The following is a 20,006-nucleotide window of genomic DNA, read 5'->3' as shown; positions in this document are numbered from 1 at the left end:
CTCCTCAATGTGATTCAGTATGTCACTCATATTTTCGTGTTAAAAAACTTCTCATGATGTTCTTTTATCACAAAATATACTATTTTGGAGATGTCTATTACCAACCTCTACCAATATCGCTTCTGTAACCCAAACAGTCTTTGCTACTCGTACTCTTGGCAGAAATGTTTTAGCTTGATGATGATACTGATCGTGTTTATTCAATAGAGCCTGAATAAATACCGTATCCATAAATAAGCGATCATCACTCATGGATTGTCTGGATTTGCCTTTTTCGATGTACCATACAAATAATGATCGTGTTCGCTAGACCAATCCTGGGGTGCATCAACAGTTCCCATCATCGCCTCCAGAATATCCCAAGCATCACCCGATGATTCTGGCAACTCTTGAATTGTAATTACGTAACGTGTGTTAGGTGCTAAATCCAAAGGAACATCTGGGCGCAAAACACCTCCATCAAATACAACTGTTACCATCTTGTTCATAAAAAAACCTTTAAAACTTTTGCAGTCGTGTAATCTAATGTAAACTACCCGACGCTGATTAAGCATCAATACTACAGCTATACAGTGCCAGACATGATTATTTATAAGTTTTGCTTAAGCTGTTGTAACGAGCGCATAAGCGTTTGCCACAAATGGATAAGCTCTGGTAACGAAATAACTTCATTGATCAGTTTTATTTAAGCGTTGTTAACGATCGCATAAGCGTTTGCCACAAATGGATAAGCATTCGTAACCAAACAGGTTGTGTTGGTAACGAACGCATAAGTTTTCGTTACTAACGGATAAGCATTCGTAACCAAACAGGTTGTGTTGGTAACGAACGCATAAGTTTTCGTTACTAACGGATAAGCATTCGTAACCAAACAGGTTGTGTTGGTAACGAACGCATAAGTTTTCGTTACTAACGGATAAGCATTCGTAACCAAACAGGTTGTGTTGGTAACAAATGGACAAGCTGTTGTTACCACGGGAACTTCATTTGTAACGTTGCTGCTACAAAATTGCTCAAATTCTTCTGAAGAGGATTTTCTTTAAGCTTTGCATCGCACGAGTAACAACATGATGCTGAAATGTAGGTAGGGTAGAGCGATCGCGACACCCAACACCAAGATCCATGTTGGGTTGGACAGTGCTTCACGCAACCTACATCTAATTTAAAACAACTTCTAATGCTTAACGTGAAAAATTCAGATAATAGAAAAAATGGACGCAGTTATTTATAATTCTTCAATCTAATAACCCCACATAGCGAGGTAACAACCATGCAAAATCTCACCAGAATTACCCGCAATCCAGAAGTGATGGGTGGTAAACCCTGCATTCGAGGAATGCGTATTACTGTTGGTACTATCGTTGGGTTAATGGCATCTGGACACAGCAATAACGATATTCTTAAAGCATATCCCTACCTCGAAGAAGCTGATATTTATGAGGCACTTGCCTATGCTGCATGGCGAGTTGAAGAAATTGAAGTTCCTCTAAAAAGTGCATGAAAATTTTGATTGATATGAACCTTTCCCCTGATTAGGTTGCGGTTTTTCAGAGGTACAATATTTCGTCTGTCCACTGGTGTACTATTGGCAACCCCCGTGAGAAAGATGCAATCATTATGAAGTGGGCAAGAACTAACAGTTATATCGTCTTTACTCACGATTTAGACTTCGGTACTTTGTTAGCTGCAACAGGTGCTGATACCCCCAGTGTAATTCAAGTTCGCGCTCAGGATATTTTGCCAAACAGTATCGAAAATCTAGTCATTTCAGCCCTGAATCAGTTTGAGTCCTTACTGGAGTCAGGTGCATTAGTTACTATTGACCAAGCTCAATCTAGGGTGCGTATTTTACCAATTCGTAAATAGCTTGCAGCTTTGATTTAAGCATTTACCACAAATATGACGAAGTTCATTACCACAACTAGATTTGTAACGTCACTGCAGCAAAAGTAGTTAAATTATTCTTGTGAAGAGGATTTTCTTCAAGCTTCGCATTGCACAAGTAGCAACATTATGCTGATGCCAAGCTTGATAGAAATCGGGGTAAGGCATATTCTGAGCGCATTTCCAGGCTAAATCGTAGTTTTTAGCATCCAATCGCCAATAACCACTTAAAATTTTGACTACTGCAAAGCAATGCTTATTATCCTGTAGAATTTTCCCTAAGCTATCTGCTGCCTTCCTACGAGTGTCGTGATCCACAGTAGTTGATTGCAGGATTTGCACCAAAGCTGCGATCGCAATTTCATTGCCAGTGGCGATTTGCCCTAAGCTATCTGCTGCCTGCTTACGGGTGGAGTCATCCACAGTAGTTGATTGCAGCAATTGCACCAAAGCTGCGATCGCAATTTCATTGCCAGTGCCGATTTGCTCTAAGCTTTCTGCTGCCCGCCAACGGGTGGAGTCATCCACAGTAGTTGATTGCAGCAGTTGCACCAAGGCAGCGATCGCAATTTCATTGCCAGTGGCGATTTGCCCTAAGCTTTCTGCTACCTGCTTACGGGTGGAGTCATCCACAGTAGTTGATTGCAGCAGTTGCACCAAGGCGGCGATCGCAATTTCATTGCCTGTGCCGATTTGTCCTAAGCTTTCTGCTGCCTCTTTACGGGTGAAGTCATCCACAGTAGTTGATTGCAGCAGTTGCACCAAGGCGGCGATCGCAATTTCATTGCCTGTGCCGATTTGTCCTAAGCTTTCTGCTGCCTCTTTACGGGTGAAGTCATCCACAGTAGTTGATTGCAGCAGTTGCACCAAGGCGGCGATCGCAATTTCATTGCCTGTGCCGATTTGTCCTAAGCTTTCTGCTGCCTCTTTACGGGTGAAGTCATCCACAGTAGTTGATTGCAGCAGTTGCACCAAGGCGGCGATCGCAATTTCATTGCCTGTGCCGATTTGTCCTAAGCTTTCTGCTGCCTCTTTACGGGTGAAGTCATCCACAGTAGTTGATTGCAGCAGTTGCACCAAGGCGGCGATCGCAATTTCATTGCCTGTGCCGATTAGCACTAAGCTAGATACTGCCATTATACGGGTGAAGTCATTCACATCATTTGATTGCAGCAGTTGCACCAAGGCGGTGATCGCAATTTCATTGCCTGTGCCAATGGCAATTAGCGCTAAACTTAATACTATCTGCAAACGGGTCTCGCCAGCTACAGTAGTTGATTGCAGCAGTTGCACCAAGGCGGCGATCGCAAATTCATTGCCAGGGTCGATTTTCCCTAAGCTTGATGCTGCCTGTATACGGGTGGAGTCAAACACAGTAGTTAATTGCAGCAATTGTTTCAAAGTTGCGATCGCAAATTCATTGCCAGGGTCTATCTCCCCTAAGCTTGATGCTGCCTGTATACGGGTGGAGTCAAACACAGTAGTTGATTGCAGCAATTGTTTCAAAGCTGTGATCGCTTTTGTGCGGTCTGTTTGTTGCAGTGCTGACCTAGCTTCCTCTTTGATTGGACTCGGACTATCAATTGTCCACTTGAAAATTTGTGTTACTATTTCATCTGCTTTAAAATAATCTCTAAACTCTACAATTCCTGCGGCGGCTAAAAAATAGGCACGATATTTATAAAATTTTCGACATTCATCTTTAAAACTAACTAAAGCATCAAAAAACTGTTGCTTTTGCTGTTTGAGATTTTCTTCTTCTTGTCCCAACCAAAGTAATATTGTTTGCTTCCATTGCGGTTCAAAGATACGATAAGTTCCTTGACTGGGATTTTTAGGAACATGGTTAAGAAAAAAATGCCAGTCATCAATTGCTATAGCAGCAAAGTACTCTTGAAATGAAGCATGAAAGAAAGCGTAAACAGGTTTTCTATTCGGATCTATCCCTACACAGTTCAACCAGCCGCGATTTAGAGCCAATTTCAGCAGCGACTTTTCATCATCAGCATTCCCTAAAAACTGACTAACAAAATTCTCCCGCAACCGAAAACGGGTTGCTTCTTTGTCTATTGCTTTTTTAGCTAATTCGCCTAATTTGACATTGAGTTGCTGACGCTGGTCAGAGTTTGTCGCAAATTCATCTTTTTTCCACTTGTAGAAGTCATCTACAAATTGCTGATAGAGTCCTGCCTGAGTATCCGGTAATTTACCTTCTCCTGATTGCCAATTTAAACACAGCAGTGTCAACCGCAGAGGATTTTTCACTAAATCCTGAATCCGTTCCTTACCTGATTTTTTCAACGCAGTACATAACTGCTCCCCTTTTTCTCGATTAGCAACAAACCATTTATGAATAAATCTCTCTACCTGTTGTGGATAAGAAAAATCTAAACTGCGATAGGTATCAAAATCATCAAGTGCATTAGTGCTGCCATCCCACAGATTAACCCGACAGGTCAGCACAATTCGCGCTTGAGAAATTAACCTAACTTCACGGAATTGTCGTGCAATTTCTGTGAGAGGATTACCTGAAGATGCCGACATTTCATCTAACCCATCTAGCAGCAGCCAGACATTATTTTGATTAAACAGAGCAACAAAATCATTCTTCAGTTGCTCAGTGGGTTCAGCTTTACCTGTTTTTTCGGCAACCTGAGTTAACCAAGTTTCAAACAAATAAGATTTTAGTTCCTTCTGTCGCAAATCTGCTAAAGATACCCAAATCACAATCGACTGATAAATCTCACGAGATACCCAATCAGCAATCTGCTGTAATAGTGTTGTCTTTCCTGCGCCTGGTTCGCCAATAATCGTAATTCGCTTACCTTTACTTTTAGGCGTTTTCTGCTGTTTGAGAACTTCTTCAAGAAAAGCATCATGCTCAAATGTTTTGGTGATTTCTGTCTCCTTGTACAGTTCTGAACCCTGTTCTGGAGAAATATCACCTTGACGCTTGGATGGTTTTTTGCGCTCAACTAATCCCAGTGGCACGTAAACATCATCAACTTGCAGGGTTACTCCTTCAGTTGATGTCAGAGGATTTGTAGTCAACTTTCGCCGTTCTGCGAGTATTTCACAACAGACTTCACGCCAGTTATCGGGAGTTAACTTTGTCCCATCCTCCCCTTGAGACGACTGTAGTCAAATCGTGAAGTTATTAGTTTGGTTAGTTATCTGTCCTTGATTTACAACCCCAATTTTTTCTGCTAGCTGCGTCAGATTTTGAATAGTTGGCTGTTGAGACTTGAGGGTATTTTCGATTTCTTGAATTTTTTGAGTGAGTTTTGGTTCTGCTTTTGCTGCTGCTTCCACTTCTACAACAGCTTGAGCAATTTCTGGGTCTGCGTCTGCGGCTGCTTTGAGTTCCAGCACTGCTTGACCATAATCTAATCGCTGCGGTTCATTTCCCTCTACAGCACTGGTGAGTAATGGCGATTTATTCTTTTGGCGGAGTAATTCGATTAACTTGCCACCTAGCGTCCATGTAGCATCACCAATGTTTTCGCCGATTTTCTCCTGTGCTTTAGTCCAAAGCGTAGTAGCGATCGCAGTAGCAACAGCCGTCAGTGTCACAGTTACCATAAATTCACTACAAATTGAATTGATATAGAAATTTCTCGGCTCAATACCTTTTGCAATTTTTCACAGAGAATATCACGAATACCACGCACAACCTGATAAGTTGAATTTTAACTCAAATAATTTGAGTGGTTTGACTGGAATCAGCGTTGAAGAATAAGAACACCTAATTGGAACCCAAGAAATCCTCGAATGATCAATCAGACTATCATCAACTCGTAAGAATTCAGCACCCAGGAGTCAGAAGTCAGAATTTATAAGGAGTTTAGCACTTATGGAAACAGCAGATGTCATTGTAATCGGCAGTGGTCAAGGAGGCATTCCACTGGCGGCTGATTTTGCCAATGATGGGCGTAAGGTTGTCTTGTTTGAGCGGGATGCTTTAGGCGGCAGTTGTATCAACTATGGCTGCACTCCGTCCAAAGCGTTCTTAGCTGCGGCTCATGCAGCAGGACGGGCGCGCCAGGGCAAGAAGTTAGGCATCCACACGCAGGTTGAAGTGGATTTTCCCGCTGTCATGGAGCGAGTTCGGGGAATCCGCAGCAGCTTTAATCAGGGGATTCGCAAGCGATTGGAGACTGCAGGTGTCAAAGTCGTTTGTGCCGAAGCTTCTTTTGTGGGTGAACGGACGGTCAAAGGTGGGGATGTTACTCTTCAGGCTCCTCTGGTAATTATTAACACAGGCACGTCATCGCTGATTCCTGATATTCCCGGACTTGCAGGAACTCCCTACCTGACCAACCGCAACTTCTTTGACTTGAACACCTTACCAGCCCGTTTATTGGTGATTGGAGGCGGCTATATTGGCTTGGAATTGGGACAAGGATTAGCGCGTTTGGGTAGTCAGACCCACTTAATTGTGCGGGGCGATCGCGTCCTCGATCGGGAAGAGGCTGATGTCAGCAAGGTCTTAGCAGAAGCATTAAAACAGGATGGCATTGGGCTTCACTTTGGAGTCAATGTGAATCACGTCGCCCACGAGAGTAATGTGTTTAGCCTGACCCTGAGTAGTGGCGAACAACTCCAGGGAGAAGCGTTGCTGGTTGTGATTGGACGCAAACCTAATACAAGTCGATTAAATGCAGCGAAGAGTGGAATTGAGCTAGACGATCGAGGGTTTATCAAAATTGATGAGCAGTTCCATACTACCTGTTCTGGAGTCTATGCGATCGGGGATGCTGCCAAACAGCCTGCCTTTACGCACGTCTCGTGGGAGGACTATCGCCGCTTAAAAGCAATTTTGTGTGGAGAAAAGCGGACACGGAGCGATCGTGTCCTTGGCTATGCGGTCTACACAGAACCCCAGGTGGGGCGAGTGGGTATGACGTTAGAACAGGCTCAGAAACAAGGCATCAACGCGCTTGCTGTCACGTTACCCATGAGCCAAATTGCGCGTGCGATCGAGTGGGGGCATGACCTCGGATTTTATCGTATGGTGATCGACAGCGACACAGACAAAATCCTGGGAGCAACCCTGGTGGGGTACGAAACTGCTGAACTGGTGCATGTATTTTTATCCCTGATGGAAGCAGGAGCAACTTGGCAGTTGTTAGAGCGATCGGTTCACATCCATCCCACTTATGGTGAAGCTTTACCCAGTCTGGCACGGTTGCTGCTTGGAGATAACATGCCAGGGTGTCCGAATATGTGAAGAGGTTTTATTGATGCACAACATCATACCAATTCGCAATTCGCAATGACGCTCGCGGACTCGCTAACGCTGCGCTAACGCAATTGAGAAATTTAGATGCAGCAAGGCAATCCCTGCTTACATCTGTTGCCTCATTTTACAGAATTGGTATTAGTCTTTGGCATAATCCACTCTACGAAAATATTTGAAACCTAATTATGAATTATCAATTTTTAATTAGAAGCTGCCTTTTCTGCAATATTACTAATTATTTCCTCCAGCGTTTGAAGTAATTCTTGCTCATTATAAGGTTTAGAAAAGTAAGCCCGCGCCCCCAATTGCATAGCTAGTTGCCGATGTTTATTGCTGCTACGAGAAGTCAGCATCGCAACTGGAATATTTTTTGTATCGACATCTGAATTTACCTTACCTAAAAAGCCATAACCATCAAGGCGAGGCATTTCAATATCGCAAATTACTGCCTCAACTTTTAATCCACTATGGAGTTTTTCTAAGGCATCTTGACCATCTTTAGCTTGCTCTACTTGATACCCTCCTTTTTCAAGGGTCAGGGCTAAAAAACGGCGAACATTAATCGAATCATCTACGATTAAAATTGTACCTTTCTGCTTAATAGATGCTGCTGATATTTTGTCTTCATCAAAAATCAGGAACGGTGTTTTTAACCTTGCTGATGGTAATTGAGTGCCTCTAGGAGTCCGCTGATTCGTAGCAATCCAATACAGCAACTCATTAACATTAACTAGTGGCACGACTCGACCATCACCGAGAATTGTGCAGTTGCTGAAGCCTTCAGGTAAAGGTATATTTCCCTCGACTTGGCGAATCGCAACTTCTTGTTCACCCCAGCAACGATCTATTTGGATTGCTACTGGCTGATTATTACCTTTGACTACTAACACACTGTTAGTACTAATGGCTGCCGGAATTTCCAACTCTGGGCTATCGTAGCGTAGGCAATTAAACTCTAAATAACGAATTAAGCGAATCAGCGGCAGCATGGTTCCTTGCCAATTTAAAACTTCGCTACCAGCCATTTCAAAAACTCGCTCGTCTTGGAGTAAAGATATTTCTGAAATGACATCTGTGGGAAATGCTAATAGAATTTTATTGATTTCTACTAGCAGAACTCGGGCAACGGAAAGTGTAAACGGCACTGATAAGGTAAAGGTAGTACCAACTCCTGGTTCCGTATCAACCTTGACATCTCCTCGAATTAGTTTGAGGTTGTTGCGAACCACATCCATACCGACACCGCGACCAGATAATGCTGTGACTTGCTCGGAGGTTGTAAAACCTGGTTCAAAAATTAGTGATAATAGTTCTTCATCACTAGCATTAGCGAGTAAAGAAGCATCCAATCCCATAGTTAGGGCGCGGGTGCGAATTTTCTCCAGAGAAATGCCCCAACCATCATCACGGATAGTAATGAGAGTACGATTACTGCGGTGAGTAGCTGTAATTTCAATTAATCCTTGTTCTGGTTTCCCCAAAAGGCGACGGGTGGCAGAGTCTTCGATACCATGATCGAAAGCGTTCCTTAATAGGTGCATCAAAGGTTCGTTTAAAGCTTCTAAAATGCTGCGTTCAATTAAAGTGTTGCCACCTTCAATTTTTAACTGAACATTTTTTCCATACTCGACATTTAAATCGCGTAAAGCTCTGGGAAAACGTTCAATTAAATCGGACAGCGGTCGCATTCGGATGTGATTTAGCTTTGTCTGTAACTGTTTCGATGTTTTGTTTAGTTTACGAGCAATATGGTCTGTATCATCTACACTGAGTTGTACATCTGTTGTAACTTCCTGTACCTGAACAATGGTTTCCATAACTTCCTGCGATCGCAGGTTTAATTCGTTATAGCGATCCATTTCTAAGGCATCAAATTCTGTGTTTGTACCTTGTACTTGGTGGACATTTTCAGCTTGCATCTGTGCCCCATTCGACATGGTAGCTTGAGTGGAAATTTTATCAGATACTATACGTAATTCCTGGTTTTCGCGGTCGAGAACTTGGACTCGCTGGTTGAGGTTACGAACGAGTTTGCGTAATCTTTCTAGTTGTGAGTTTAAGCCATTTCGCTGAACAATCAGTTCGCCAAATAAATCATTAATTTGCTCTAGGTGTTTGCTGGGAACTCGAACGCTATTTTCATGAATTTCTCGTTCTTTACCAACGGCAACTGCCTCTCCTTTGCCTTCGCTAAATTTGGCATCTGGAGGATTCTCTTCTTTAGCAAATATTGTATTGTGTTCAGTGACATTAACAGCATTTACGTCGTCGGCAAATTCTGCATCTACAAATGTAAAATTGGCTGCGATACCTGCGGTGGGCTGCGCCAACGCTTCATCTTTAGTCCAAGTTTCTGGAGTTATCTCTGCTTGCCAAACAGCTGTTGACACTACTTCTGTGTCGAGGATATCTGTGGGGAGAAGCTGTGGTATTACTTCTGCTGGTAATAGTAGTTGGGATTGCGTATAACTACCCAAGTCAATTTCTGTAGGCAAGTTATCTAGCTGATTCGTCAGCACCAAAGCTTGCGATCGCCGCCATGCTTGCAATGCTAACTGGGCAATTTCGGGAATGCGTTCCCCGAAGGGGTTGTCGAAGACATCGCTGCTAACAGTTTCCAAATGCTGCGTTACCGACTCACAAAGCTTGCTAAAAGCTGGCAACTGGAGCATTTCTCCCAAACCGCCTAATTCAGCTGCCAGGATTGCAAGTTCTTCATGCAATCTGGGTTGTTCGGTATCTGCCAATATAGATTCTAGACGCTGCAAACACTCTTCTACTTCTGTGGCAAATAGCAAAGGGATAACGTCTTGCCCATCCTCTGGGGATAGCATAGTTGAAGCATCTTCTGGGGTGGGGTCACCCAAGCGATCGTGCAACTCATCGAAGATGGGATAACAAAAAGTTGCTAACCACTGATCTTCGACAAAATTCCCTTCTGCAAGCAATTCTACAATTTGACGCAGCCAGTCAACTCCAGATAGCAATAAACTTTGCAACTGAGTATCAATTTCTAAAGAATTTTTTTTAGTTTTTAAAACTTTAAAGGAATCTTCCAGACGGTGAGATAAATCACTGAGCGATTTAAATCCCATCATCCCTGCGCCACCTTTAATAGAATGAGTGGCCCGGAGTGCAGCATTGATTTTATCCAAATCGATCCGGTTACTAGTATCGATTTCTAGCAATACCCCTTCTAAGGTATTTAAGTAATCTGTTGCTTCTTCCAGAAACTGCATCTGGATTTCTAATTCTTTGTCTTGTAGCATGGTTTTTGTCCTTAGTCATTGGTCATTGGTCATTGGTCATTGGTCATTGGTCATTAGTCATTAGTCATTGGTCATTGGTCATTAGTAAAAGGACAAAGGACAAATGACAATGGACAAATAACAAAAGTCATTCGTCATTGGTCATTAGTAAAAGGACAAAGGACAAATGACAACAGACAAATAACAAAAGTCATTCGTCATTCATCACTAGCAAATAGCAAAGGACAAAGGACAAATGACAAATGACAAACTTAACTAACTTTGAAAGCCTCGACAGTCTCTTGCAACTGCTGGGAAATGTCCACAGTTTGTTGCAGAGATTCAGAAACTTGGCGAGAAGAATCGCTGGTGCGTTGTGATATAGCAGCGATATCTTTCATCAATTGGCTAACACTTTGTGATGTTTCAACCTGAGATGCAGTTGCAGTGGAAATCGACTGCACTAAGGAGTCAATTTGACACGATACATCCAAAATTTGACTTAGACTTTGTTTCGCCTCCTCTACAATTCGAGTCCCTTCTACGACTTGGGTGGTTCCTATTTCCATCGCCTGCACCACTTCACTGGTTTCTCGTTGGATATTTTCAACAATTTGCTCAATTTCTTGGGTTGCTGCGGCACTCCTAACTGCTAGTTCGCCGACTTCTTCAGCCACTACGGCAAAACCTTGACCTTCTTCACCCGCGCGTGCTGCTTCGATACCGGCGTTGATGGCTAGTAAGTTAGTTTGAATCGCGATTTGGTTAATCAAGGAAACCACGCGAGAAATTTGTTGCGAAGACTCTCCCAAACGTTTCACTTTCTTAGCAGTTTCACCCACAGTTTCCCGCAAAGACTGGATATTTTGTACTGTCAAATCCATCGCGTGTCCACTGTTAGTGGCGGTGTGAGCAGCATGGTTAGCAATGAAGGCAGCTTTTTCGGCACTTTCGGCTACAGCTTTCATAGATTGGGTCATTTGGTCAACAGCATCAAGGGTGCGGTTGATTTCGGCAGCTTGGGTAAGCGCTTCCTCTGCTAGGTGGCGGATGGCTCCTTCGTTAGAGCCAATAGCACTATTTACATGGATGGCAGCTTGTTTAACTTGGGTAACAATATCCCGGAGGCTTTCCACAATGGAATTGAAGAAGTCGGCAACAGTACCAATTTCCCCAGCGGTTACGTCTGCACGCACTGTTAAGTCGCCTCTGGCTGCACCTTCTACGTCGTTGAGTAGTTGTAAAAGTTGTTGTTGCAGTGTTTCGTCTGATCCACTACTTACAGTTACATTTCTGACTTTTTCTATCTCTTCTAATAATTTGGCTTGTTCTAAGGCATAGCTGACTTGAGTTGCTATTTGTTGAAACAAGTCAATTTCCGGCTGTTGCCAAACACGAGGAGTTTCGCAATGATGAGCAATTAATAAGCCTAAAAGTTTTTCTTGGGCAAGAATCGGTACGATTAAATAACCTTTGACAGCAAATTTTTCTAACAGTTGGATATAACTGTCGACATTTTTCAGGCTTTGGTCTTGATGAATATCGGCAACCGCTTGCACCTCTTCATTGCGATCGCTTTTTAGATAATGTTCTCGAAAATAAGAGTCTTCAATTTGCACTCCCAGCATTTCCGGCCAATTATCATTTACCGATTCCGCAACGACAACGCCAGCCAAAGTACCTGGATTCAGACTATAAATGATTACTCGGTCTGTTTTGAGGATTCGCTGAACTTCTTTGACTGCTGCGTGATAGATATCTTCAGTTTTGAGAATTCTCCGAATCCGTAGGGTAATATCTGCTAGTAATTTTGTCCCTTCAACGTCTAGTTCCTGTTGCTGTTCTTTAACTAAGACCTGCAATTGTTCAGCCATCAGGTTGATATTTGCACTCAATACCCCTAATTCGTCTTCTCTTTCAATTTCCAGACGGGTATTAAATTTACCTTGACCTAACTTTGCTAATGCCGCAGTCGCATTGAGAATTGGCTGTGTAGTCAGTTTAGCTAACCGAGATGCGATCGCACCCACAATCAATGCTGTCAGTGCTGTGCCGATGGCTATAATCCACAACAATTGTCTTTGCGGCTCAAATACAGTTGCGGTGTCTGTAGATAAAAGTACCTGCCAGTTTAAATCAGGTAAGCCATCTAGGGTACTAGCTGGTACATAGCTAACTAGTTCTTGTTTTTTGTGAGTTTTGGGAACTTCTATAAAACTATTTACCTTTTTGGGTGCTAGCAGCTTAGGTAAATTAGAATACTCTCCCTTGGCCTCTTTCCCCAATAATTCCTTTTGGGGACTCAAGAAAACCGTTCCCGAAGCATCGAGCAAATGGTATTGTTGTCCATTGGCTGCGTAGTTTTTGATGACTTCTTCTAAAGATTTTACGGGCATACGTGCTTGTACCACGCCAATAGTTTGACCCGTTCTTGTCTCTTTTACAGGTGCAGCTAGATAAATACTCACGACACCAGTATTTTTTGCTGCTTCTGGTTTGCTGATGACAGGAGTCTCTTTTTGTAAAGCGTCTTGAAAATAGGTACGATCTTTTTGATTTTCCAGGGGTTCGCCTGTAGATTGCACAATCAAGTTACCTTGGCGATCAAAAACAGCAATGCTGTCATAAGCTTTGTAGGCTTCGACAACCCGATCTAAGACTGCTTGCTTTTCCTGAGTACTAATACTAGCTTGAGAATTTGTCAAAAATAGCAAATTTGATATTAGCTGAATATCACCGTAGCGTCCCAACATAAAGCGGTTAACTTTATCACTTAAGCCAGTGGCTTCGGCTTGTTGAGATTGAGTAATTTGCTTAGTAATAGATTTGTTAGCAAAACCAAAAGCGATCGCACCGATGCCCAAAACTGGTATTGTACCGATTGCGATCGCTAAAATAGTCGCTTTCTTAACCAATCCCAACCTTGTAAAATAGGCAATACCCTGATTCAATGAAGAATTATTAGCACTTTCAGTAGTCAGCTTAGTTGGTAGCTTGACTACAGTCCCAATGGCTTTTTGGGATGAAATCAGCGATGCTCGATTTTGAGCGCTATTACCTTGATTCGTGTTGGTTTTATTAAACATAAAAGTAGTTCTCCTAAGTATGTGAATAAGAACACTAAAAATCTTTTTTTAGTAGTAAACCCTAATCACTGCGGAGAATAGAAGACTGCACAATCGCCTGTGCATCTAATACCAGTAATATTTCTTCCTGTTGCACAACGCACCCACATAAATAAGGAACTAAACTGGATGTCACTTGTCCTATAGGAGAATGAATATCATCAACTATGAACTTGGTTGTACCTTTTATTTCTTGTACAACTAATCCCAACACCAATGATTCCACTTGGATAACGATCACATTGTATTGTCGCAGTCGATAATCTAGGGATTCTAAATTGAGCATTCTTGGTAAATCAACTACCCAAATTATCCGACTCCGCCAATTCATTAATCCTAATATGCAGGACGGCATATTCGGTATTGACGTAATAGATTCAACAGGTACAAGAATTGCTTCTTGCGTATGCTTCATTGATAAAACAGCAGTTGTTTGTTGATTTAGCTGAAACTTCAGATAACCATCTGCTAAATTATTTGGGATTGGTTTTGAAGAAAGAGTAATGTTTGTACTAGTCATTGATTCAAATTACCACTGATTTAATAGTACGTAGCAGATGTTCGCGGGTGTAAGGTTTAGTTATATAGGCATCTGCACCTTGTCTCATTGCCCACAACCGATCAATTTCTTGATTTTTGGAACTACAAACCACAATCGGCACTTTTGCAGTAATCGGATTTCTTCTCAGAGAACGACACAATTCAAATCCACTCATTTCTGGCATTACTACATCAGTAACGATCGCATCTGGTTTTTCTAACACAGCTTTTTCTAAACCCTCTTTTGCACCACTTGCTTTAATGACGTTGTAACCACTCTCTTTGAGATAATGGCTCATTAATTCCAATTCGCTGGGAGAATCTTCTACAATCAAAATTGTGCCAAGCAAAGTCAGGCTCACTATTAAATCTCCTAAAAAAATAAATTAAACATATTTTGTTATTTTTATTTGCCTTATTCCAATCAACCAAGATGTTTAAAAACCATTTTTAGCAATTCTGATTGTGTAAAAGGCTTGGTCAAATATCCTGACGATCTGACCATTTTAGCCTTTGCCCTGTCAATAAACCCTGTTCTACCAGTCACCATAACGATCGGTGTATTTTTAAAAGCTGAATGTTTACGTAATAAGGAACATAGTTCATAGCCATCTAAACTTGGCATTTCAACATCTAGCAAAATCAGATCGGGCTTACTCCGTAGAATTTGCATTAGAGCTTTTACCGGATCGTTGATCATCACAACTGAAAATGTGTTTTCATCCAAAAAGTGTTTAATGGAATTCAAAACAGTTTGGCTATCATCAATGCAGGCAATTGTATATAGTTTTTTGCCAACAGGTGGCTGAGTAGTTTTATTATTATCAGGAATATCAAAATTGACTGGTATTGGCAATTTTTGCCCAAGCTTTATTTGCAGCTGTGGCTGAACTTGAGACGATTGTGTTGTAGAAAAAACTTGGGAACTCCCACCAGCCGGAATTGATGACTGAATATTTTGCCGATTTCGTAACTGCTTTTGACAGTGTTCAACAAGCAACCGTAAATCCAGGTGACAGAACTTTGGTAGTTCATCCAAAGAGCTTTCAGGACTGAATTCATAGCTACCTTCTTTTAAACACAGAAATGATTCCATTACTTCTTTTGCCAATTCGTCTATCAGGCTTCCTGCTTGCACAGAGGTAATATAGTCCTGATTTACTAACCAACAAATAGCTTGGTAATCTGCATTTGGTATTGATTGATGTTCATTCTTCGTCTCAAACATCAGCCGCATCTGTACGCGAGTGGCGCTGTTAAGAGCAGGAATTTGCTGACTCAAGCGCCGTAAGTGACTGTCAAGGCGCTCAAATAGTTTATCTGAATAGGAGGCATAAGTAAGTTTACCGTCCTCTAGATAGATTGACCAAGAAACTATCCCGGTAAATACGCTTAAGCAGCCCGTAGCACGCCGACTAGTTAATTGTGCCAACAGAGATAGCGGATGTAGTTTCTGGAACAACCTGTAGCTACCTATAGGAGTTGTGCTCATTTTGCTTTTACTTCAGCTAAAATTCGATACGTGTAAGCTAAATTCGTGTAGAGTTATTCCACAATTAAAATCAAGTAAAAAGCATTAAACTTTTGTATTTTAAAGTACATCAGTTTACATCTAGGTTTGTGGTGAAACTCAACGAAAGTAGCGTATTTTAAGATGAGCAAATCTTAGTAAATTCGTAAATCGTAATTAATCTACTTAGTGTTACTGAGATTTATAAACATCTTTCGAGAAATAAGACATAAAAATGTCAAGACTAGATGAAGCCACTTTCCATTGAGTAACCCCAATCTGACCACAGGAATAATACTGATTTTGTAAACGGTAATATATTTGAACTACCGTATTTACACTTAATTAAAATCTAGTTTTTAAACAGGTAAGAACTATATGAAGCCACTTTTCATTAAATACCCCCGTTGTGACTACAGGGATAATACTGATTTTTTTGACAAAAATAAAACAGAATTCAGAAGGGTTAGCAACCGTACCAGGAAATAGGTGTGAAATGAACCAAGTCTCCAGGTTAATTTTCTGGTTGTCCAAAATGCGCGATCGCAGAGCAAAATTGTTCCTACTCTAGATGTCGTATGAGTAGGATAATATATTGGTTTTTTCGTGCCCACTTTCTTACTCACTTGGGCGTGAGAAGCAAGCTATTATAAGCTTGCCTTAATTCCTAACTTCTGCGATCGCTCCCAGATTAGCAGTATATACCTGAATTTCTGGAACAGGTTAGATATAACCATAAGTCAATCAAAACTTATGAATCCACAATAAAAACCCGCCATAGGTAAGCAATACAATACAATGACAAACCAATAACAAAAATTGAGTAACATTTTATGCGTTATTCTGTATTGGCCACTGACTATGACGGTACACTAGCAACTGATAATCATGTAAATGAAAATACTTTGGCAGCACTTTCACGTCTGCGAAGTTCTGGTTACAAACTCATCTTGGTGACAGGTAGACAGCTAGATGAATTGCTGCAAGTTTTTGTACATGTAGATTTATTTGATTATGTAGTAGCAGAAAACGGCGCTTTGCTGTATTCACCAGCTACCCGTCAAGAGAAACTATTAGGTTCGCAACCATCAGCAGAATTTATTAACGCATTGCGCGATCGCCAAATCAATTCCCTGTCAGTTGGCCGTGTAATTGTCGCTACTTGGCATCCCCAAGAAGCCATAGTTTTAGAAACTATCCGCCAGATGGGATTAGAATTACAAGTCATATTGAATAAAGGTGCGGTAATGGTGCTACCGTCAGGAATTAATAAAGCCACAGGGTTAGCCGCTGTCTTGGACGAGATGCAATTATCACCTGAAAATACAGTCGGGATTGGCGATGCAGAAAATGACTATGATTTCCTGAGTTTTTGTAGTTATTCAGTAGCAGTTGCCAATGCTTTACCGATGCTCAAAGAGCGCGTAGATTTTGTGACTAATGGTAGTCGAGGGGATGGTGTTATCGAACTAATTGAAAAACTCATCACCTCAGATTTAGGTGAATTGAGGCATTAATTTGAGTAGGTTGATGCAAAGAAAAAAAGGAGAGTATTGCTACTTTCATAACGTAATATGAGTGAGTGAAAATTACTTTTCTTAATTTTTTTTCTTAGTGATGAAGCCTCGCTTGACGTTCACGCAATTCATGGGCTTGACGTTCACGTAATTCACGCGCTTGACGTTCGCATATTTGCCATTCGCGTTGGACTTTACTATTATTAAAAGCTACAGTATATTATCTAGAAAATTTCTACGATTGATATTGTATAAGAAATTAATAATAAACTTAAGTTATTTATAAGACTTGGAGATGGCTTTCGTAATTTTAGCAATTTTCGATTACGCAGTTTATTAAACTGGCACTTTACTATTAATTTTCCATAAAATTAACTGAACAACCCTTTTAATTAATTTGCTTTTTCTCTTTGAGGTACTGGATAATACCCTGAGCAACCGCCTCAGCCATTTTATTTTGGAAATCTGGGTTGTTCAATAGAGCAGCATCTTCTTTATTATCGATGAAACCCGGATCTACTAAAATTGAGGGCATAGAAACATTTTTAAGAATAAATAAATGTTCTCCTGCTTTTAGTCCTCTATTGAACAAGCCATTAATACTTTGGACAATGCTACTACTCACTAATTGACCCAAACGTTGACTGTTACTATTATTAGAAGTAAAGATTTCAAAACCATGAGCTTTTTTATTAAAAACTTCAGCGTGAATACTAACAAACAAATCGGCATTAACTTGTTCTGCCATTTTTACTCTATATGCCAAGCTTGAACGAACGGTACCTCCTGATATCGTACAGTCTTTGTCACGCGTTAGCAACGCTTGTACACCATTTTTTTCTAAAATTGTTGCTATCTTTTTACTGATAGGTAGAACTACATCTTCTTCTCGAAAAAAGCCCAAACTTCCTGTGTCTGGAGGAATACCATGTCCAGGATCAACCATCACTAAAATTCCCTTTTTGGGAAGAGAAGGGTTTGTTCCGGTAGCTGAGGAAAGACGGCAATTTTGCAAAGCTTTCTGTAGTGTAGGTAAATTTGGTACAGGTGAACTTGGTGCAGGTGAACTTGGTGTAGGTGACTTGCTCTGCAAACGTTCATAATTCCAGAATATTGATAAAAACACACCGCTAACTATTGTTACAACCCCTCCCAAGCCAACCCATTGTAAAAACTTTTGTCTTTGAGCAAATAGCAATTTTGGGGTTGGTTCAGGTGGTGTCGATGAACCTGTATCTGGTTCAGAACTTAATGACCTGCCTCCACTTGGGGAAGGTACAGGCATAGGAGTTGAGATTGGAAGTTCAGAACTGAATGGCTGACGTCTGGCAATCCTTCCAATAGCCTCAATTGCATCCAAATCACCACGGGATACAGCTAACACTCTCACCCATAATTGTTTTGCTAATAATAAATCACCTCTGTTTTCAGCTTGAGAGGCTTGATATTTTAATGGCTCTACATCTCTAAGTGTGGCAGTTTGCTCTAATAAAATAAAATACATTTTGTAGGGCGGTTCTGCCTGGAGATAAGGATTTTGTGCAGGCTTTCCATAGCGAGTATTCAGATGGGGAACTTGATAACATAAATATTGTGCTAAACGCTCTACTGTGGCACAATTAGCCTCTCCCTGTAGTCGCAATCCTTCTAATAGTGAATGGGTAAATGACCCATGTTGTAATTCCTCAATCTCCCAAGATTTTTGGTTAGCTGTGCAAGAATAGAAGGTAATAACTCCCTGATAGCTTTGTTCACCAATTCCTAATCCGGCTCTACTACTTTCATCTCGGCAAGCATCCAAAAATAAGACCACATTATCAGCTCCACTGCGGCGCAGTCTTTGGGTTACATAATCAACAGAAATAGCAGTATTTTCTACATCACCTGGGTCACTATCTGAAAACATTAAATAATCTTTATCTTTATATCGATTGCCATGACCTGCAAAGAAAAACCATAAATTATCTTCTGGCTTTAATAAAGGAGATTGAATATTCTCAAACTGTGCCCGTAAGAATCTCCGCACATGACCGAAAGTAGGTTGAGTGGGAATTGGTGAATTGGCTGCAATTGCGGGAGAATCATCAGTGAAGAGGAAAACTTGATTAAACTTGGCTTCTTGTTGAAACCAAGTTGCCATCACAGAAGCATCTCGCTTGGCAAAGTTTAGCGATCGCAGATTCTCATAGTGATTAATCCCAACAACAATCGCCCAATTCCTTCCCATATTCAACTACCAATTATTTCCGCTTGAATTTAAAAGTCATCGCTCCTTTTCCCCCGGCTTTCGCACCACCAATCCCAAACAAACTGATTTTTCCTTCGCCGTTAATTTCTACTGAGAGTTCGACCTCATCAAGCTGGAGCTTAGAATCAGGTTGGTCAGCTTCATCAAGCATTTCCCGCATTGCTTGCAGAAACCCCTTCATTTCTTGCTTAAGTTTAGTTACCTCTACTTTGTGTCTAGTAATTACTATTTCGTCTTGTTTTCGGCTCACAACTATTTCTTCAGTAGTTTCAACTCCAAGTAGTCCTCCTCTATCTCCACTGCTTCTTGCTCCACTATTTCTGAATGTTTCACTAGTTGTACTTAATGTTTGGGCCGTTTCTTCAGTAAGAATCCAGATGGCTTTTGGGGTGGAATTTTCTGCTGACATAAATTTAATTATTGAAATTATTCTTGATTTAACTGTCTTTTACCAAAGCTTCCAGCACTGCTGTTCTGGCTTCTAGTTCGGCAACTCTTTGGTTTAATGGTAAATGTTCAACATATCCTAAATAGTGCGCCAAAGCGCCAACTACTACCTCGGTTTTAGATATGCCTGTCGTGCAGGAACAACGACACCCTTTCATTTTGGCGAGACGATAACAAGTGAGTTAGCCAAGGGACTTGCGAAAAAATAAAGTACCAGCCATTCGAGAATATTTAGGAAGCGCGGA

Annotated in this window: 14 protein-coding genes and 1 pseudogene; 4 read left to right on the top strand and 11 right to left on the bottom strand. The window is 41.2% G+C overall.

What is annotated here, in order from left to right:
• Positions 1 to 248 precede the first annotated feature (248 nt).
• Positions 249 to 488, bottom strand: coding sequence for an antitoxin family protein (locus HWQ40_RS15490; protein WP_292779213.1), 240 nt, complete (start codon positions 486 to 488; stop codon positions 249 to 251).
• A 782-nt stretch (positions 489 to 1,270) separates the two neighbouring features.
• On the opposite strand from HWQ40_RS15490, the gene HWQ40_RS15485 reads away from it, so the two are divergent.
• On the top strand, positions 1,271 to 1,501 hold the full coding sequence (locus tag HWQ40_RS15485; protein WP_292779210.1) for a DUF433 domain-containing protein: 231 nt from the start codon (positions 1,271 to 1,273) through the stop codon (positions 1,499 to 1,501).
• A gap of 53 nt (positions 1,502 to 1,554) precedes the next feature.
• Positions 1,555 to 1,866, top strand: a pseudogene (locus HWQ40_RS15480) (DUF5615 family PIN-like protein); the annotation flags it as partial.
• 87 nt (positions 1,867 to 1,953) lie between these two features.
• Here the strand turns inward: HWQ40_RS15480 and HWQ40_RS15475 are convergent.
• Together HWQ40_RS15475 and HWQ40_RS15470 are read right to left on the bottom strand one after the other, a co-directional pair.
• The gene (locus HWQ40_RS15475) at positions 1,954 to 4,935 is read right to left on the bottom strand and encodes a HEAT repeat domain-containing protein (RefSeq protein ID WP_292779208.1); all 2,982 of its coding nucleotides are present in this window, start codon (positions 4,933 to 4,935) and stop codon (positions 1,954 to 1,956) included.
• Positions 4,936 to 5,025: 90 nt separating this feature from the next.
• Positions 5,026 to 5,466 carry a hypothetical protein gene (locus tag HWQ40_RS15470; protein ID WP_292779205.1) on the bottom strand — a complete coding sequence of 147 codons (441 nt, stop codon included), beginning with the start codon at positions 5,464 to 5,466 and terminating at the stop codon, positions 5,026 to 5,028.
• 271 nt (positions 5,467 to 5,737) lie between these two features.
• On the opposite strand from HWQ40_RS15470, the gene HWQ40_RS15465 reads away from it, so the two are divergent.
• Positions 5,738 to 7,114 carry an FAD-dependent oxidoreductase gene (locus HWQ40_RS15465; protein ID WP_292779204.1) on the top strand — a complete coding sequence of 459 codons (1,377 nt, stop codon included), beginning with the start codon at positions 5,738 to 5,740 and terminating at the stop codon, positions 7,112 to 7,114.
• 212 nt (positions 7,115 to 7,326) lie between these two features.
• On the opposite strand, the gene HWQ40_RS15460 is transcribed toward HWQ40_RS15465, so the two are convergent.
• The 5 genes from HWQ40_RS15460 to HWQ40_RS15440 form a co-directional block, all read right to left on the bottom strand.
• The gene (locus HWQ40_RS15460) at positions 7,327 to 10,395 is read right to left on the bottom strand and encodes a response regulator (protein ID WP_292779201.1); all 3,069 of its coding nucleotides are present in this window, start codon (positions 10,393 to 10,395) and stop codon (positions 7,327 to 7,329) included.
• Between the two features lie 251 nt (positions 10,396 to 10,646).
• Positions 10,647 to 13,460: a methyl-accepting chemotaxis protein gene (locus HWQ40_RS15455; protein ID WP_292779198.1), complete on the bottom strand. Its 2,814-nt coding sequence runs from the start codon at positions 13,458 to 13,460 to the stop codon at positions 10,647 to 10,649.
• 61 nt (positions 13,461 to 13,521) lie between these two features.
• Positions 13,522 to 14,019 carry a chemotaxis protein CheW gene (locus HWQ40_RS15450; protein WP_292779196.1) on the bottom strand — a complete coding sequence of 166 codons (498 nt, stop codon included), beginning with the start codon at positions 14,017 to 14,019 and terminating at the stop codon, positions 13,522 to 13,524.
• Positions 14,020 to 14,023: 4 nt separating this feature from the next.
• Positions 14,024 to 14,401, bottom strand: a complete 378-nt coding sequence (locus HWQ40_RS15445) for a response regulator (protein WP_069071198.1) — start codon at positions 14,399 to 14,401, stop codon at positions 14,024 to 14,026.
• Between the two features lie 62 nt (positions 14,402 to 14,463).
• Entirely contained in the window at positions 14,464 to 15,531 is a 1,068-nt protein-coding gene (locus tag HWQ40_RS15440) for a response regulator (protein WP_292779193.1), read from the bottom strand.
• A gap of 851 nt (positions 15,532 to 16,382) precedes the next feature.
• On the opposite strand from HWQ40_RS15440, the gene HWQ40_RS15435 reads away from it, so the two are divergent.
• Entirely contained in the window at positions 16,383 to 17,066 is a 684-nt protein-coding gene (locus tag HWQ40_RS15435) for an HAD family hydrolase (RefSeq protein WP_292779190.1), read from the top strand.
• A gap of 388 nt (positions 17,067 to 17,454) precedes the next feature.
• Here the strand turns inward: HWQ40_RS15435 and HWQ40_RS15430 are convergent, their stop codons facing one another.
• From HWQ40_RS15430 to HWQ40_RS15420, 3 genes are read right to left on the bottom strand one after another with little or no spacing between them, the layout of a single operon-like run.
• Positions 17,455 to 19,293: an N-acetylmuramoyl-L-alanine amidase gene (locus HWQ40_RS15430; protein ID WP_292779187.1), complete on the bottom strand. Its 1,839-nt coding sequence runs from the start codon at positions 19,291 to 19,293 to the stop codon at positions 17,455 to 17,457.
• A gap of 13 nt (positions 19,294 to 19,306) precedes the next feature.
• Positions 19,307 to 19,723 (bottom strand): hypothetical protein, encoded by a 417-nt coding sequence (locus HWQ40_RS15425; protein WP_292779185.1) that lies wholly within the window; start codon positions 19,721 to 19,723, stop codon positions 19,307 to 19,309.
• Positions 19,724 to 19,751: 28 nt separating this feature from the next.
• Positions 19,752 to 19,919, bottom strand: a complete 168-nt coding sequence (locus HWQ40_RS15420) for a hypothetical protein (RefSeq protein ID WP_292779182.1) — start codon at positions 19,917 to 19,919, stop codon at positions 19,752 to 19,754.
• Positions 19,920 to 20,006: the final 87 nt, after the last annotated feature.

It is taken from the genome of Nostoc sp. NMS9 (assembly GCF_017114995.1).
Taxonomy (GTDB): domain Bacteria; phylum Cyanobacteriota; class Cyanobacteriia; order Cyanobacteriales; family Nostocaceae; genus Nostoc.
The sequence above is the reverse complement of the archived record's forward strand: the minus strand, read 5'-3'. Positions and strand labels throughout refer to the sequence as shown.